The following is a 14,947-nucleotide window of genomic DNA, read 5'->3' as shown; positions in this document are numbered from 1 at the left end:
ATCAGATGAAACTAATTCATCCTTCATATTTCCCTAATATATTTGCGTTCAGCTATATACTCCACGAGCCAGTTTGTTGGGAGGTACATGATAATTACCAAAAGCAGACCTTTAGAAATAGAACATATATATCCAATGACCGTGGTAAGCACATATTAAGTATTCCTATAATTCATGTGGGTAAGGAAAATGGCAGACAAAAATATAAAGATGTTTTAATAGACAATTCTTACCCTTGGCAAAGGCAACATTGGCGAACCCTACAAACAGCATACAGAACATCTCCTTTCTTTGAATTTTATGAAGATGAGATTAAACCTTTATATGATAAACCCTACGAGAAGCTTTTAGATTATAATTTAAAAACGATTGAAACCATTTTCGAGTGTTTGCAAATGGAAATGCCAAAAGATACCTCTACGGAGTTTGAAATTGAACCAAGCGAACATGAAGATTTCAGGTTTTTGATAAATGCTAAACTAAAGCACAAGCTCACTATTGAACCATATACACAAGTTTTTGGTGACCGCCACGGATTTATCCCTAATCTAAGCATATTAGACCTACTATTCAATTTAGGACCTAACACCATTGAATACTTAAAAAAGGACTTTATATCACAGGATAATGCTTAGGTTCATAGCTCATTATGGTATTCATTTCATAGTACCCATCATTATCGCCATCTATTTTTACAGGGAAAATAAATTTTGGGCGGCAATTATACTTTTGTCCGGTATAGTTACCGATTTAGACCATTTACTTGCAACACCAATGTTTGACGCAAATCGTTGTAGTATTAATTTTCATCCGTTACACTCGTATTGGGCAATAGCTATGTATACAATGATGTTTGCCTACAAGAAAACCAGAATAATAGGGCTCGCATTGCTAATACACATATTAGCGGATATCGTAGATTGTTTATTTATTGGTGGGGAATTTTAAAAGTTGCCATTATTGGTTCATGATCAGATATATCGATCTTGTAATTTTTATGTGATAACACCTCTATAGAAGGATCAGTTAATATCATATCAATTCTAAAAGGAAATTTCCAAAACTTAATTGTTTCACCATAACCACGACCAGCTTCTAGAAAAGTATCCTTTAGATTGCCTTTAATATTAAAGTATACTTTGGAAAATTGGGTGTTATTGAAATCACCTGCCACTATAACCTTATAAGGGCTATTATTTATAAATTCTCTTATAATTTCAGCTTGCTGTAGTTGTTTTTCAAAAGAATCTCGCAAACGAACAAATAAACGATCAGATCGCTCATATTTTAAATTATTTGGTCTAACCGCAAAAGATTGTAAGTGTAAGTTAAAAACTCTTACAGTATCGGTTTGAACTATCATATCAATAAATAATCCTCCATTATATGTATCTGGAAACACAAGTTTTTCACTATTGATAATTTTATATTTAGAATAAACTGCTAAGTTTACACTAATATTATCCTTCTGATTTTCAAAATTGTTCGCTACATAAGGATAATTTTTAAGCATATCATTTTTTAAATGATATGATTGAAATTCCTGAAAACAAATAATACTTGGGTCTTCGCTTTCAACAAACTCAACGATATCACCACTTGTACTTATTTCCCACTCATTGTAATTCTTTCCATGAAAACCTAACACATTATAACTTAACAAAGATATTGCTCCACCCTCTAAAGTGTTATTAAGTTTACTATTAAAACCTATAAATGAACCTAGAGTAAAATAACCAAAGACCAAAATCAATAACGAAAAAAACAAGTATACTTTTTTAGCCAATACCCAATACAATACGAAAAGCATATTGATGCAAACCAATGCAGGTACGGTTAAACTAATAAAAGCTAAACTTGCTATGGATGTGTATGGCACAATACATGCCAAAAACAAACAGAAAACTACAATCATGTTTAAGAACAACATGATTCTTTTAAAAAAAGACAACTTCTTCATTTTCAGTTCTCTTTACCCGCTTTAAACAAGAAGTCTTTCTCTGCTTTTGATAAACTTTCATAGCCAGACTTACTTATTTTATCCAAAATAGCATCTATCTTCTTTTGATGTGTTTTCTTATCATAGTCAGCAGCAGACGAAGTGCTATTAGACGTCCTTTTGTTCTTGTACACTGTTTTTAGCGGCGCTTTCTTCTCTTTTTTGAATAGATTGGCTATACTATCCATAAACCTTGAGAATCCGGATCCTATATCATTTCCTTTAGCCAATTGACTTGCATATAGATACCCTAAGAAAGCACCTCCTAAATGCGCCAGGTGTCCGCCAGAATTGCTAATAGGTAATTGCACTAAATCGCTTAACACTACTAGCGCACCAACTACCCAAAGCTTTACATTAAAAAAAATGACTCTAACTTCTTGATTGGGCAAATAAGTACATACAAAAATCAATACGGCACTAGCCCCAGCCGAAGCACCTATCAAATAAGCATTAGTATTAAAGAATGCCGGAAAAATATTATAGCCTAGAACAAAGAACAACCCTCCTAAAATTACACCTAAAATATAGACGTTAAGAAAGCGTTTTGCATCAAAAAGATTTAAAAAAATACGACCAACAAAATAGATCAACAACATATTCCAGAACAAATGACCAATGCCACCATGAAAAAAAGAATAGGTAACTATTGACCAGGGCTGAAAAGCGATACCAACAATATCATTAGGCAACTCGAACCACTGAACAATAACATTGCTTGACAACCCCAAAAGAAAAGGAACCAGCGCATTTACAATGAATACGACTACATTAATTGCAATTAACTTTTCGGCAATGTTTAGCCTGCTATACTGATATTTTAAATCGGGTTGAGCCATACTTTAGTTCCACCTATTATTATTAAACTGATTTTTTTTCCAATACCACATCATTAGAAATCCAAATAATGCCCCACCAACATGCGCAAAGTGAGCTATACCTTGTCCAAATAAACTATACCCCGTTACTCCGGAAAACAAATCTAATGCAATTAAAACCGGAATAAAAAACTTTGCTTTTATAGGTACAGGTAAAAAGATCAAAAACAATTCACTATTAGGAAAAGACATACCAAAGGCAACAAGTATACCGTAAATAGCCCCAGATGCCCCCACAACAGGCGTATTGAACGCACTTAAAAAATTATCTATAGTTGAACGCCCTGCAATATTGTACCAATCTGTACTGTATTGACCATTATTTATAATTTCAAGAATACTACTTTCTGCAATACCAGCATCCATTAAAGCACTCATTCCGGCATTGTAGTAATAGTAATTTACGCCAATATGTATCAATGCCGCACCCAAACCTGCCGAAATGTAAAAGAACAAGAATTTATTCCTTCCCCACATTTGTTCTAAAGGCGACCCAAATGCCCAAAGCGCATACATATTAAAAAGAATATGCATAAAACCACCATGCATAAACATATGGGTAATGATTTGCCAAAGCTGAAAATGCTCATTCTTTGGGAAGTAAAGAGAGAACAACTCATACATTTGTTCGCCATACAACTGTGTAGCAACAAAGAACAGAACGTTAATAATCAATAAGTGCTTTATAGTTTCTGTTATTCTTCCCATTTATATAAATTTTCGTTCAATATCATTCTCCGTAATGGTTACGTATACTTTTTTATTAAAGGGACTCAATGTAGTTTCCTTACATGCAAACAAATCATTTACCAACTTCACTTGCGAGAACTCATCTAAAGACTCTCCCGTTTTCACTGAAAGGGTTTTAGCCAAGGTCTTGGCCAACATATCACTTTGGGAAAAACTATCGCCAGGAACTTCTTGCTTAAAATCTGACATCAACTGCTCCATGATCATCTGAACCTCACTCTCCACAACCAAAACCGGAACACCTTTTATCTCCACTCCATCATCATTTAACTCTCCAAAAACAAAGCCAACCGTACAAAGGCTATCTTTTATTTCACTTAAAATATTCATTTCTCCGGGTGAAAAAGATAATGTTAGCGGAAATAGTAATTGCTGACTTACCGCCTCTTTTATGGTAATATTCTTTAAAAACTTCTCATAGAGCACACGTTGATGAGCCCTACTTTGGTTAATAACTACCATGCCTGATTTAATGGTTGTAATTATAAACTTTTTACGCAATTGAAAAGTAGTTGTTGATTGTTCAACGGTTTCTTTTTCATCATCAAAGATACTGCTATTGACCACCTCAGACTCAAACTCTAGGTGACTAACATTACTTTCAACCTTCGTTTCTAACCCTGCATACAAATTCTCCCAGCCTTCTACTTTAGGTTTTTTATAATTGCCTCCGCTTATATTTCCTTTTGACTGCTTTTCAGTTGTTTCAAAAGGGTTAAAAGAAGAATCTACAACAACCTGCGGAATACCAACTTGTTTGTTTTTATAGGAATACGGAGTATCTAAATTCTGATCTTGGTCAAAATCAAGTGCCGGTACAACATTAAACTGCCCTAAGCTATGTTTTACAGTAGATTTCAGCATTGCATATAAAGTATGCTCATCATCAAACTTAACTTCAGTTTTCGTGGGGTGAATATTTATATCGATCGTACCAGGGTCCACCTCAAGGTTTAAAAAATATCCGGGATGAGTACCCGGTCTAATTACACCTTCAAAAGCACCCAATATAGCATGATGCAAATACGGACTTTTAATAAACCTATTATTGGCAAAGAAAAACTGTTCTCCCCTACTCTTTTTCGCAAACTCTGGCTTAAGAATGTAACCTGAAATTTTCACTACCTGTGTTTCTTCTTCAACAGGAACTAATTTTTCATCGGTCTTTCTTCCAAAAATATGCACAATACGCTTTCTAAAATCATTGGCAGGCAATTGAAAAACGTCACTACCATTATTATAAAAACTGAATGCTACCTGAGGATGTGCTAATGAAATTCTGTGAAATTCATCGGTAATATGTCTATACTCTACTTGATCTGATTTTAAAAAATTTCTTCTTGCCGGAATATTAAAAAACAAATTTTTCACCAACATAGAAGTCCCCTTAGGGGCAACAACTACTTCTTGCGAAACAATTTTACTACCCTCTATCTTAATTTTTGTACCTATGTCATCATCTTCGGTTTTAGTCAACATTTCTACATGGGCAATTGCTGCAATAGACGCAAGGGCTTCACCTCTAAAGCCTTTGGTATTTAAATTAAAAAGGTCTTCCGCTTTTTGAATTTTTGAAGTAGCATGGCGTTCAAAGCTTAAACGTGCATCTGTACCGCTCATACCCTTACCATTATCAACTACTTGTATAAGTGTTTTACCACCATCTTTTATAATCAGTTGAATATCTGTAGCGCCGGCATCAATGGCATTTTCCATCAATTCTTTCACCACAGAAGATGGGCGTTGTACCACTTCCCCAGCAGCAATTTGGTTTGCTACATGGTCTGGTAATAATCTAATAATATCGGCCATTATGAAGAAAAGAAAATTGAGAGGTCAAAATCAATGATATAAAGAAAAATAAATACCAAAACCGTTATAATGACGACCATCCTCATCTTTAAGTTTCGATCACCTTTTCTTTTGGCATCTTCAATTGCGCTATTGATTTTTCTTTTTAAACCTCGAGATGTATTCAGTGTACTACGAAATTGGTCAAATTTTGGCTCTATTTTATAAGGATTCCCTTTTCCTTTATCATCATAAAACCTAGGGTTATATTCGAACCGCCTATTCTTACGCAACCTTGTAATTTTACTCAACATCCCCATAGCTTCAAAGTTACTTAAAATAGAAAAACAGGGCATAATAGGAATGCCAAAATTTGTTAACAGTCAATATGTTCGACCGCTAATTCAAAAAAAGTTCGAAATAATAAAAAAATAAGAATGACTCTAGTTACCTAAAACAGCCATTTTTATAGCAGCAATTGCAGCTTCAGTACCTTTGTTACCGTGCTTACCACCGCTACGATCAATGGCCTGTTGCATGTTATTATCTGTCAAGACACAAAAAATAACAGGTACATCAGTGGTAATATTCAAATCTTTAATGCCCTGTGCAGTAGCATCGCAAACAAAATCAAAATGTTTGGTTTCCCCTTGTATCACACTACCAATAGCTATTACGGCATCTACTTTTTGGGTCTGAATCATTTTCTTTGAACCAAAAGTAAGTTCAAAACTACCAGGCACGTTCCATCTTATGATATCAGAACTTTGAGCTCCACAATCAACAAGAGCTTCTATTGCTCCATTGTAAAGTCCTTCTGTAATTTCAGAATTCCATTCTGAAACAACAATCCCAAACCGAAGTCCGTTCGCGTTTGGGATTGTTGCCTTATCGTAAGCCGATAAATTTTTATTTTCTGTTGCCATTATTCAGCACTTTTCGCCATACCAATAAACGCATCTATTGAATTGGCATTTTCCGATTTAGGAAAATCATTTTTAATTCTTTGAAAAAATTCCAAAGCTTTATCCTTATCTCCCATCTCCAAAGCGGTAATACCTGCCTTGTACAGAAATTTAGGAGCTGTATATTCATTACCGCTATGCTTTACAGCGGCCTCATAATACCCTAAAGCATCAGAAGGCTGGTCTAACTGCATAAAAGCATCGCCCAAACCACCTTTAGCCAATGCTCCTAAAACGGCATCATCTGAACTAAAGTCTTCTAAATACGTAATAGCCTCTTGATATTTGTTCATATTCAAATAAGACATACCAGCACCGTAATTTGCAAGGTTGGCAGCTTTTGTTCCACTATACTCCTCAATAATATCTAAAAAGCCATATTTACCTTCTGCACCTTCTAATGCCAAAGTAAACAAAGAATCTTTTTGACTGGTTGCTACCAAAGCTTGATCAAAATACTGCTGCGGGTAATACATTTCGTTTGCCGCATTTGATTCCTTTGGCTTTTCAACAAACTGATTGTATGCCAAATATGCCAAAACACTGATAGCTATTACTCCAATGACTCCTAATATATAGTTCTGATTCTTAGAAACCCATTCTTCTGACCTTGAAGCTCCTTCATCTAAAGAACTAAAAACCTCAGCTGTTGTGCTTTCCTGTTCGTCAAATTCTTGCTGTTCAGCCTTTGTTTCAGGTTTATGTCCTCTTTTCTTATATGTTGCCATCTGTAAATTTATTGATCGCGCAAAAATAATGGTTTTATTGAAATCGCAAAGTGTATTTATTCGTTATTTTTGGATATTTTACGCTAGTTTACATCCTACCAAATCTAAAATCGGATATTTTTAATGCAGCTGAGACAATTATCACTGATCAATTATAAAAATTTTGAATCTAAAGAACTTGCTTTCGATGCTAAAATTAATTGTTTTGTTGGCGCAAACGGAATAGGAAAAACAAACATACTAGACGCCATTTACCATTTGTGTTTTGGCAAAAGTTATTTTAACCCCGTTTCATCTCAAAACATAAGGCATGGCTCTGACTTTTTCGTAATAGAAGGTGCTTTTGAAAAAGAAAATAGGGAAGAAAAAATTGTTTGCAGCCTTAAGAAGAACAATAAAAAAATTATAAAGCGAAACGGCAAAGCTTATGACCGCTTTGCTGATCACATAGGTCTCTTACCTTTAGTTATTATCTCTCCTGCAGATAGAGATCTAATTATTGAAGGAAGCGAAACACGAAGAAAGTTTATTGACGGGGTCATTTCACAATCAGACAAATCATATTTGCAAAACCTCATCAACTATAATAAGGTTGTCTCTCAAAGAAACGCCTTATTAAAGTATTTTGCCGCAAACAGAACTTTTAACAAAGACACTTTAGCTGTTTATGATGAGCAAATGCATACGTATGGTTCTGAAATTTTTAAAAAGAGGACAACGTTCTTAGAATCATTCATTCCTATATTTCAAGAACAATACAAAGCAATTACCGGAAATACCGAAAACGTATCACTTACTTATGAAAGTAAGCTAAAGAGCAATGATTTATTGACACTGCTGAGCAAAAGCCTTGATAAGGACCGTGCACTACAATACACCAGCGTTGGAGTTCATAAAGATGACCTTAGATTTGAGATAAGCGAATATCCCATTAAAAAATTCGGCAGCCAAGGACAACAAAAATCATTTTTGATCGCCCTGAAATTTGCACAGTTTCATTTCATGAAATCTCAAAGCGGCACAACGCCCATCTTAATTCTTGATGATATATTCGACAAACTAGATGAAAACAGGGTTTCGCACATCATTACCTTAGTAAACAATGAAAATTTCGGACAAATCTTCATTAGCGATACACATGCAGATCGCACCGAAAGCATTGTTAAAAAAATTCATCAATCCTATAAAATATTTAAATTGTAATGATGAAAAAGCTTACCCTTATTTTCACACTATTAATAATTTCATGTAATTCAAAAGTCGACCAAAAAAAATTACATCTACTAAATGGTTATTGGGAGATAAAAGAAGTTACCTTCGTAGACGGAGCAAAAAAAGAATACTCAATTAACAGTACGGTAGATTATATTCAATTAGACTCCTTAGAAGGATTTAGAAAAAAGGTAGACCCAAAATTTAATGGCACTTTTGAAACATCTAACGACGCCGAGCCTTTTAAAATTATAATTTCCAATGATTCTATTTTCATGAAATACAAAAATGATTCCAATATTTGGGAAGAGGCGCTAATATCATTAGAAGAAGAAAGTTTTTCGGTAAAAAACAACGACGGTGTCACCTATAAATATAATAGATTTGAACCTATAAACATAACCCCATAATGGCAAGTAGAGGAAACGACAATACTTCAATGAAAGAGGCACTTTCTGCATTTATTCAAAAGAACAAACTCGAAAAAGGAATAGATAAAGTAGATGCAAGAGCCGCTTGGGCTAAATTAATGGGTAACGGGGTAAATAATTACACTACAGAAATAGAATTAAAATTTGATACTTTATACGTTTCTCTAAGTTCATCTGTATTACGTGAAGAACTTAGCTTGGGCAAATCGAAAATAGTACGTATGCTCAATGAAGAAATTGGAAAAGAGGTAGTGAAGAAATTAGTTCTTAGATAACCCCTACAATAATAATGCAAAAACAAAAAAGCCAGTTCTTTCGAACCGGCTTTTTTAATATTATAAAATTTGTCTTAGTAAATTTCTCTTCCCGAAAAATGAAACGCACCTTCAATAGCTGCATTCTCATCACTATCAGAACCATGTACTGCATTTTCACCAATACTAGTCGCGAACATTTTGCGAATAGTACCTTCAGCTGCATCTGCAGGGTTGGTAGCACCAATTAAAGCCCTAAAATCTTCAACAGCATTTTCTTTCTCCAAAATTGCAGAAACAATAGGACCTCTAGTCATAAACTCAACCAACTCACCAAAGAAAGGACGCTCTCTATGTACACCATAAAATTCTTGTGCATCCCTTAAGCTCAACTGTGTATATTTCATCGCTACGATCTTAAAACCAGCAGCAGTAATTTTTTCTAAAATAGCCCCAATATGTCCATTTTCAACGGCATCTGGTTTAATCATTGTAAACGTTCTATTCGTACTCATATCTTAATTTTTGCGCAAAAATACGTTTTTCCACATATCTCACAACTATTCATACACTTGTTCTATTCTTTGCAACACTAATCCGTTATCTCCAACTATTTTAAAATCAACAGTTTTCGTATTAAAATGAAACTCTAGAATTCCGAAACTTTCTGTAAAAACAACCTCTCCTACCCTGTATTGATTAGGCTCACCTGAAAAGTCTCTATATGCATGTGTTAACCCACTACTTGTAAAATCGATTAAAGGATAATCCATCCCCTCTAAATTGGTTTTAGAAAACTCAGAAATATGACGATCACCAGATAACACTATTACACCTTCAGCTTTTGAGTCTGCAATCACTTTTGCCATTCTATCCACCTCGTGTGGAAAATTACCCCAAGCTTCAAAGCCGTGTTCTTTAGACAGGTACTGTACGCTACTTACTATAATATTAAATTCGGCAGTAGTAGTTTTCAATTCATTCTCTAACCAATTCCACTGCACATCACCCAAAATTGTGCCTTCACCATATTTATTAGGCTTCAATCTTTTATCTGTTTCCGTATCAACAGTTAACCGTGTTCTAAAATACCTAGTATCTAAAAGTATAATATTGATACTGTGTCCGTCAATTTCATATATTTTGGAATTATAGACACCCTGTCGATTTCGCAACGGACTATCATCTGGTACGTTCATAAAATTCAAGAATTCTTGCTGACTGGCATCCTTAGCCGAAAATTCCACTCCGCCATCATTCAATCCGTAATCATGATCATCCCAAGTACCAATAATGTCCGTACTTTTTAAAAGCTGATTGTATCCCGGTTGTTCTTTTTGCTCATTGTACATAGCACGTAGTGCTACCATATCATCGGTATCTGCATAAATATTATCACCTCCCCACACCCAAACATCTGGGTTTGCTTTTAAGATATCGTCCCATAAAAGATTAGGTAGATCAACCCTGTTACAAGATCCAAAAGCGAGTACAAAATCAGGCTCAGAAGCTATATTTTCTACTTGTATTTTACTGGATGAACAAGAAACCAAAAAGAGCGAACAGATAATAAAGTATATAATTTTCATGTGAGATAGTTAAGTCTGGGTAAAATTAAGGCATTCCGTTTAAAGCCTATATTATTAAATTGTATCTTTGCCGCCATGAATTTAGAGCACCTAAACGCCCTTAAAAAGCTACTTTCCTCAACAAAGAAAATAGCGATTATTCCACATAAAAATCCCGATGGAGATGCCATTGGATCGACATTGGCACTATGGCACTATCTGATCAATAATGGTCATACAGCAAGCATTGTAGCACCCAACGACTTCCCTAAGTTTTTAAAATGGATGCCCGGTGCAGACCGAATTTTGAATTTTGAAAAAGAAAATTCTCAATCAATAGCCTGTATTAACAATGCCGATATCATTTTTACTTTAGACTTCAACCATTTAGGTCGGGTAGGTCAAATGAGTGAGGTTCTTGAAGCCGCACAAGCCACTTTCGTTATGGTTGACCACCACCAAGAACCCGCTGACTATGCCAGTATCATGTATTCTGACGTAAGTATGAGTTCTACCTGTGAAATGGTTTATGTGCTTATTAACCAGCTGGGTGATGAAAACAGTATTACACCAGAAATGGCAAACTGCATCTATACAGGAATAATGACAGATACAGGTTCTTTTAAATTTGCAGCTACCACCAGTAATACACATAGGGTTGTTGCAGACCTTATGGACAAAGGTGCTGAAGGAACAGAGATTCATCATCGAATTTATGACACCAATTCGCCAAGCAGATTGCACTTATTAGGTTGTGCGTTGAAGAATATGGTGATTTTAGAAGAATATTCTACAGCCTATATTACATTGAGCCAAGAAGAATTAGATACATTTAATTACCAAAAAGGCGATACCGAAGGTTTTGTAAATTACGGACTTACTTTGGACGGAATTAAATTTGCTGTCATATTCATTGAAAACAAAGAAGAGGGAATTTTTAAAATATCATTTAGATCAGTAGGTGATTTTTCTGTGAATGATTTTGCAAGAAAACATTTTAATGGTGGCGGGCATACAAATGCCGCTGGTGGCAGAAGTGAAGATTCTATTACCGATACCATAGCAAAATTTACTGCGTTACTACCTTTGTACAAGAATCAATTACAATCATGAGAATACTAACAATTTTATTTTTAGCTATAATCATAAGCAGCTGTGATGGTCCTGAACCCAGAAAACCGGTACAAACCAAAAGTGGCAGCTTTTTTAAGGCATCCATAGAAAGAAGCCGAAAACTACTTGAAGCTGAAGAAAAAAAAATTCAGTCTATCATAAAATTAGATTCACTTAAACATTACGACCACAGCAAATCTGGCTCGTGGTACCATTATTTAACCGTAAATGAAGAAAGTGATTATACGCCCAAAACAGATGATTTGGTTGTTTTTACTTATGACATTCTCACTTTGGACAATGACACCATTTACTCTAAAGAAGATATTGGGGTCGTAAACTATAAGGTAGATAAGCAAGAGTTATTTTTGGGTTTACGCGAAGCCATTAAAATGCTAAAGGAAAATGAACGAGCTACGTTTTTGTTTCCTTCCTCCATTGCTTATGGATATCATGGTGATGAAAATAAAATAGGCACCAATGTACCTATTAAATCAACTATCACAATTTTACAAATAGAAAAACAACAAGAAAATACAGTAAATTAAAATGACCATTATGATTAAAAAAATGTACTTGCTTGCAGTTCTAGGTTTACTAATAACCAGCTGTAAAACTAGCAAAAGAGCAGATTTAGGCGACGGTTTGTTCGCCGATATCAAAACTTCTAAAGGTGACATCATTGTTCGCTTAGAGCAAGAAAAAACTCCTGTTACCGTTGCCAATTTTGTTTCTTTGGCAGAGGGTACAAATACTTTCGTTAGCGAGGAATATAAAGATAAAAAGTACTATGACGGCTTAACCTTTCACAGGGTTATGAAAGATTTTATGATTCAAGGTGGTGACCCTTTAGGACAAGGTACGGGCAACCCAGGGTATAAATTTATGGACGAGTTCAACGACTCTTTGGTACATGATAAAAAAGGAATTTTGTCTATGGCGAATTCCGGACCAACTACCAACGGTAGCCAATTCTTCATTACACATAAAGAGACACCATGGCTAAACAATAAACATACTGTTTTTGGTGAAGTAGTAGAAGGTTTAGATGTTGTTGATTCCATCGCCAACGTACCCGTTGGAGCCGGTAACAAACCTATAGAACCGGTTATTATGAATACAATAGAAATAATACGTAATGGTAAAGAGGCTCGTAAATTTGATGCTGTTCAGATCATGACCGATTATTTCGACGGTGAAGAAGAAAGGTTGGCTGCCATTGAAAAAGAAAAAGCAGAAAAATTGGCTGCTGTTCAAAAGATTAAAGATGAATTTGCTGCATCTCTAGATAAACAAAAGGCAAAAGCAACCGAACTACCATCTGGACTTAAAGTTTTGACATTAGAAAATGGTAATGGCGAGAAGCCAAAAGTAGGTCAAAAAGTAAATGTAATGTATGCGGGTTACTTAGAGAACGGTACCTTATTTGACAGTAACTATCAAGAGATTGCCGAGAAATACGGTGTTTTTGATTGGAATAGAGAGCAAGGTGGTGGTTACATGCCTGTACCAATGGACTATTCTCCAGATTCTCGTTTAATTGCAGGTTTCAGAGAAGGACTATTAACTATGAAAGTTGGTGACAAAGTTCGTTTGTTCATTCCGTCTCATTTAGGATACGGCGAACAAGGTGGTGGCCCAATACCTCCAAATGCAGACCTTATTTTTGACCTTGAGATTACAGGTATAAATGAATAATAGTAATTGACACTACAATTAAAAAAGGCCTTCAGTAGACACTGAAGGGCCTTTTTTAATACAGTTAAATATTTTAATTCGTATTCTTTAAAACTTCCAAAAGTAAACTCCAGAACTTTTGTACTGATGATATACTAACTCGTTCATCTGGTGAATGAGCCCCTAAAATAGTAGGACCAAAACTCACCATATCCATTTCAGGATAATTCTGTCCTAAAATACCACATTCCAGACCAGCATGACAAGCAACTACTCTTGGTTCTTCTTTAAACAAGTTGACATAAGTATCTTTTACAACGGTAAGTATCTCTGAATTAGGATTAGGGTTCCACCCAGGGTAATCTCCACTTAACTCTACATCAAAACCACTCAATTCAAAGGCTGACCGCAAAGAATTGGCCAAGTCCAATTTAGCTGAATCTACCGAAGAACGGGTCAAACAACCAATTCTGATTTTACCATTTTCAACCTTTACCTTTGCTATATTATTAGATGTTTCTACCAAGTCATCTATAGCCCCACTCATAGCATATACGCCATTTTGTGCCGCATAAATAGCTTTTACCATTTTTTCTTGAGCACCAAGACCCATTACTTTTTTTGCGGGCTTTATATCCTCAATCTCAATTTTCAGATTAGGCTCTTGTTCCTTTAGCTCTTTAATTATAGTTTTGGAAAGCTGCTTTACCTTGCTTACAAAACTATCTGCTTGCTTTCGCACAATATTCAACTTACAAACACTTTCCCTAGGTATGGCATTTCTTAAACTACCCCCATTTAAAAAGCTAACGCGAACATGGTGATCCAATCCTAGGTATAGTAATCTGTTCATAATTTTATTGGCATTTCCCCTCCCTCTATGAATATCCATACCACTATGGCCACCGGTTAAACCCTTAACGGTTATTTGAAATCCGGCATCGCCATGTGTACCTTCTTTTTCACTATACGTTCTAGTTGCGGTAACATCTATACCACCAGCACAACCAATATCTATTTCATCATCCTCTTCGGTATCCAAATTAAGAAGAATATCTCCTTTAAGCACACCTTCTTTTAAGGCAAAAGCTCCCGTCATACCAGTTTCCTCGTCAATAGTAAAGAGAGCTTCTAACGGTGGGTGTGGTATATAATTACTTTCTAACAACGACATTATAGCAGCTACACCCATACCATTATCAGCACCAAGTGTTGTACCTTTTGCCTTTACCCAATCACCATCAACGAACATTTCAATACCTTGTGTATTGAAATCAAATTCGGTTTCCGCATTTTTTTGATGAACCATATCTAAATGGCTCTGCAGGGTAATCATTTTATTACCCTCCATACCTTCGGTAGCCGGTTTTCTAATAATAACATTTCCAACTTCATCAGAAATAGTTTCCAATCCCAGTTTGTTTCCAAACTCTAACATAAACCCAATAACCCTTTCTTCTTTTTTAGAAGGTCTTGGAACTGCATTTAGCTTAGAAAAATTTTCCCAAACAGATGTGGGCTCTATTTTGTTAATATCCATTCTACAATTTTCATGGTTAGATTCCACAAAAGTACTCATAG

The 14,947-nt window shown here is 35.2% G+C and carries 18 protein-coding genes; 8 read left to right on the top strand and 10 right to left on the bottom strand.

What is annotated here, in order from left to right; genetic code table 11:
* The first annotated feature begins 5 nt into the window (after positions 1 to 5).
* Positions 6 to 635 (top strand): WbqC family protein, encoded by a 630-nt coding sequence (locus tag DCS95_RS17270; protein WP_116772046.1) that lies wholly within the window; start codon positions 6 to 8, stop codon positions 633 to 635.
* Positions 628 to 948 (top strand): DUF6122 family protein, encoded by a 321-nt coding sequence (locus tag DCS95_RS17265; RefSeq protein WP_116772045.1) that lies wholly within the window; start codon positions 628 to 630, stop codon positions 946 to 948. Before DCS95_RS17270 ends, DCS95_RS17265 begins: the two co-directional genes overlap by 8 nt.
* Here the strand turns inward: DCS95_RS17265 and DCS95_RS17260 are convergent.
* The 7 genes from DCS95_RS17260 to DCS95_RS17230 form a co-directional block, all read right to left on the bottom strand.
* Positions 929 to 1,960, bottom strand: coding sequence for an endonuclease/exonuclease/phosphatase family protein (locus DCS95_RS17260; protein ID WP_116772044.1), 1,032 nt, complete (start codon positions 1,958 to 1,960; stop codon positions 929 to 931). The two genes, DCS95_RS17265 and DCS95_RS17260, sit on opposite strands and share 20 nt — an antisense overlap.
* Positions 1,961 to 1,962: 2 nt before the next feature.
* Positions 1,963 to 2,838 (bottom strand): rhomboid family intramembrane serine protease, encoded by an 876-nt coding sequence (locus DCS95_RS17255; RefSeq protein WP_116772043.1) that lies wholly within the window; start codon positions 2,836 to 2,838, stop codon positions 1,963 to 1,965.
* Between the two features lie 3 nt (positions 2,839 to 2,841).
* Positions 2,842 to 3,585, bottom strand: a complete 744-nt coding sequence (locus DCS95_RS17250) for a rhomboid family intramembrane serine protease (RefSeq protein ID WP_116772042.1) — start codon at positions 3,583 to 3,585, stop codon at positions 2,842 to 2,844.
* Entirely contained in the window at positions 3,586 to 5,439 is a 1,854-nt protein-coding gene (gene mutL / locus DCS95_RS17245; RefSeq protein WP_116772041.1) for a DNA mismatch repair endonuclease MutL, read from the bottom strand. It abuts the gene before it with no gap.
* A complete protein-coding gene (locus DCS95_RS17240; RefSeq protein WP_244178483.1) occupies positions 5,439 to 5,774 on the bottom strand; it encodes a riboflavin synthase subunit beta in 336 nt (111 codons plus the stop codon). Before DCS95_RS17240 ends, mutL begins: the two co-directional genes overlap by 1 nt.
* Positions 5,775 to 5,861: 87 nt before the next feature.
* A complete protein-coding gene (gene ribH, locus DCS95_RS17235) occupies positions 5,862 to 6,344 on the bottom strand; it encodes a 6,7-dimethyl-8-ribityllumazine synthase (RefSeq protein WP_116772040.1) in 483 nt (160 codons plus the stop codon).
* The gene (locus DCS95_RS17230) at positions 6,344 to 7,111 is read right to left on the bottom strand and encodes a tetratricopeptide repeat protein (RefSeq protein WP_116772039.1); all 768 of its coding nucleotides are present in this window, start codon (positions 7,109 to 7,111) and stop codon (positions 6,344 to 6,346) included. Before DCS95_RS17230 ends, ribH begins: the two co-directional genes overlap by 1 nt.
* A 123-nt stretch (positions 7,112 to 7,234) precedes the next feature.
* Here DCS95_RS17230 and recF point away from each other — a divergent pair, with 123 nt between their 5' ends.
* Genes recF through DCS95_RS17215 form a run of 3 tightly spaced genes read left to right on the top strand, consistent with a single transcriptional unit; the run spans position 7,235 to position 9,029 of the window.
* Positions 7,235 to 8,314, top strand: a complete 1,080-nt coding sequence (gene recF / locus DCS95_RS17225) for a DNA replication/repair protein RecF (RefSeq protein WP_116772038.1) — start codon at positions 7,235 to 7,237, stop codon at positions 8,312 to 8,314.
* Positions 8,314 to 8,733: a lipocalin family protein gene (locus DCS95_RS17220; protein ID WP_116772037.1), complete on the top strand. Its 420-nt coding sequence runs from the start codon at positions 8,314 to 8,316 to the stop codon at positions 8,731 to 8,733. The genes recF and DCS95_RS17220 overlap by 1 nt, the downstream gene beginning before the upstream one ends.
* Positions 8,733 to 9,029, top strand: a complete 297-nt coding sequence (locus DCS95_RS17215; RefSeq protein ID WP_116772036.1) for a DciA family protein — start codon at positions 8,733 to 8,735, stop codon at positions 9,027 to 9,029. Before DCS95_RS17220 ends, DCS95_RS17215 begins: the two co-directional genes overlap by 1 nt.
* A gap of 74 nt (positions 9,030 to 9,103) precedes the next feature.
* Here the strand turns inward: DCS95_RS17215 and DCS95_RS17210 are convergent, their stop codons facing one another.
* Entirely contained in the window at positions 9,104 to 9,523 is a 420-nt protein-coding gene (locus tag DCS95_RS17210; RefSeq protein ID WP_116772035.1) for a nucleoside-diphosphate kinase, read from the bottom strand.
* A 45-nt stretch (positions 9,524 to 9,568) separates the two neighbouring features.
* A complete protein-coding gene (locus DCS95_RS17205; protein WP_116772034.1) occupies positions 9,569 to 10,597 on the bottom strand; it encodes an alkaline phosphatase D family protein in 1,029 nt (342 codons plus the stop codon).
* A gap of 75 nt (positions 10,598 to 10,672) precedes the next feature.
* Between DCS95_RS17205 and DCS95_RS17200 the strand changes: the two genes are divergently transcribed.
* The 3 genes from DCS95_RS17200 to DCS95_RS17190 are packed head-to-tail and all read left to right on the top strand — an operon-like array spanning position 10,673 to position 13,387.
* On the top strand, positions 10,673 to 11,689 hold the full coding sequence (locus tag DCS95_RS17200; RefSeq protein ID WP_116772033.1) for a DHH family phosphoesterase: 1,017 nt from the start codon (positions 10,673 to 10,675) through the stop codon (positions 11,687 to 11,689).
* Complete coding sequence (gene gldI, locus DCS95_RS17195) at positions 11,686 to 12,237, top strand: gliding motility-associated peptidyl-prolyl isomerase GldI (RefSeq protein ID WP_116772032.1); 552 nt, start codon at positions 11,686 to 11,688, stop codon at positions 12,235 to 12,237. Before DCS95_RS17200 ends, gldI begins: the two co-directional genes overlap by 4 nt.
* A gap of 13 nt (positions 12,238 to 12,250) precedes the next feature.
* Positions 12,251 to 13,387, top strand: coding sequence for a peptidylprolyl isomerase (locus tag DCS95_RS17190; RefSeq protein ID WP_201304160.1), 1,137 nt, complete (start codon positions 12,251 to 12,253; stop codon positions 13,385 to 13,387).
* 73 nt (positions 13,388 to 13,460) lie between these two features.
* On the opposite strand, the gene DCS95_RS17185 is transcribed toward DCS95_RS17190, so the two are convergent.
* On the bottom strand, positions 13,461 to 14,945 hold the full coding sequence (locus DCS95_RS17185) for an aminoacyl-histidine dipeptidase (RefSeq protein WP_244178482.1): 1,485 nt from the start codon (positions 14,943 to 14,945) through the stop codon (positions 13,461 to 13,463).
* Positions 14,946 to 14,947 lie beyond the last annotated feature (2 nt).

The sequence above is a fragment of the Maribacter litoralis genome, assembly GCF_003075045.1.
Lineage (GTDB): Bacteria > Bacteroidota > Bacteroidia > Flavobacteriales > Flavobacteriaceae > Maribacter > Maribacter litoralis.
This window is presented reverse-complemented; position numbering and strand designations above follow the sequence as displayed.

Coding starts and splice junctions, on each gene's coding strand:
- DCS95_RS17220 (WP_116772037.1), top strand. CDS start 8,314: ATGATGAAAAAGCTTACCCTTATTTTCACACTATTAATAATTTCATGT.
- DCS95_RS17240 (WP_244178483.1), bottom strand. CDS start 5,774: ATGCCCTGTTTTTCTATTTTAAGTAACTTTGAAGCTATGGGGATGTTG.
- DCS95_RS17270 (WP_116772046.1), top strand. CDS start 6: ATGAAACTAATTCATCCTTCATATTTCCCTAATATATTTGCGTTCAGC.
- ribH (WP_116772040.1), bottom strand. CDS start 6,344: ATGGCAACAGAAAATAAAAATTTATCGGCTTACGATAAGGCAACAATC.
- DCS95_RS17200 (WP_116772033.1), top strand. CDS start 10,673: ATGAATTTAGAGCACCTAAACGCCCTTAAAAAGCTACTTTCCTCAACA.
- DCS95_RS17250 (WP_116772042.1), bottom strand. CDS start 3,585: ATGGGAAGAATAACAGAAACTATAAAGCACTTATTGATTATTAACGTT.
- DCS95_RS17210 (WP_116772035.1), bottom strand. CDS start 9,523: ATGAGTACGAATAGAACGTTTACAATGATTAAACCAGATGCCGTTGAA.
- DCS95_RS17260 (WP_116772044.1), bottom strand. CDS start 1,960: ATGAAGAAGTTGTCTTTTTTTAAAAGAATCATGTTGTTCTTAAACATG.
- DCS95_RS17215 (WP_116772036.1), top strand. CDS start 8,733: ATGGCAAGTAGAGGAAACGACAATACTTCAATGAAAGAGGCACTTTCT.
- DCS95_RS17230 (WP_116772039.1), bottom strand. CDS start 7,111: ATGGCAACATATAAGAAAAGAGGACATAAACCTGAAACAAAGGCTGAA.
- DCS95_RS17265 (WP_116772045.1), top strand. CDS start 628: ATGCTTAGGTTCATAGCTCATTATGGTATTCATTTCATAGTACCCATC.
- mutL (WP_116772041.1), bottom strand. CDS start 5,439: ATGGCCGATATTATTAGATTATTACCAGACCATGTAGCAAACCAAATT.
- DCS95_RS17185 (WP_244178482.1), bottom strand. CDS start 14,945: ATGAGTACTTTTGTGGAATCTAACCATGAAAATTGTAGAATGGATATT.
- DCS95_RS17205 (WP_116772034.1), bottom strand. CDS start 10,597: ATGAAAATTATATACTTTATTATCTGTTCGCTCTTTTTGGTTTCTTGT.
- gldI (WP_116772032.1), top strand. CDS start 11,686: ATGAGAATACTAACAATTTTATTTTTAGCTATAATCATAAGCAGCTGT.
- DCS95_RS17255 (WP_116772043.1), bottom strand. CDS start 2,838: ATGGCTCAACCCGATTTAAAATATCAGTATAGCAGGCTAAACATTGCC.
- recF (WP_116772038.1), top strand. CDS start 7,235: ATGCAGCTGAGACAATTATCACTGATCAATTATAAAAATTTTGAATCT.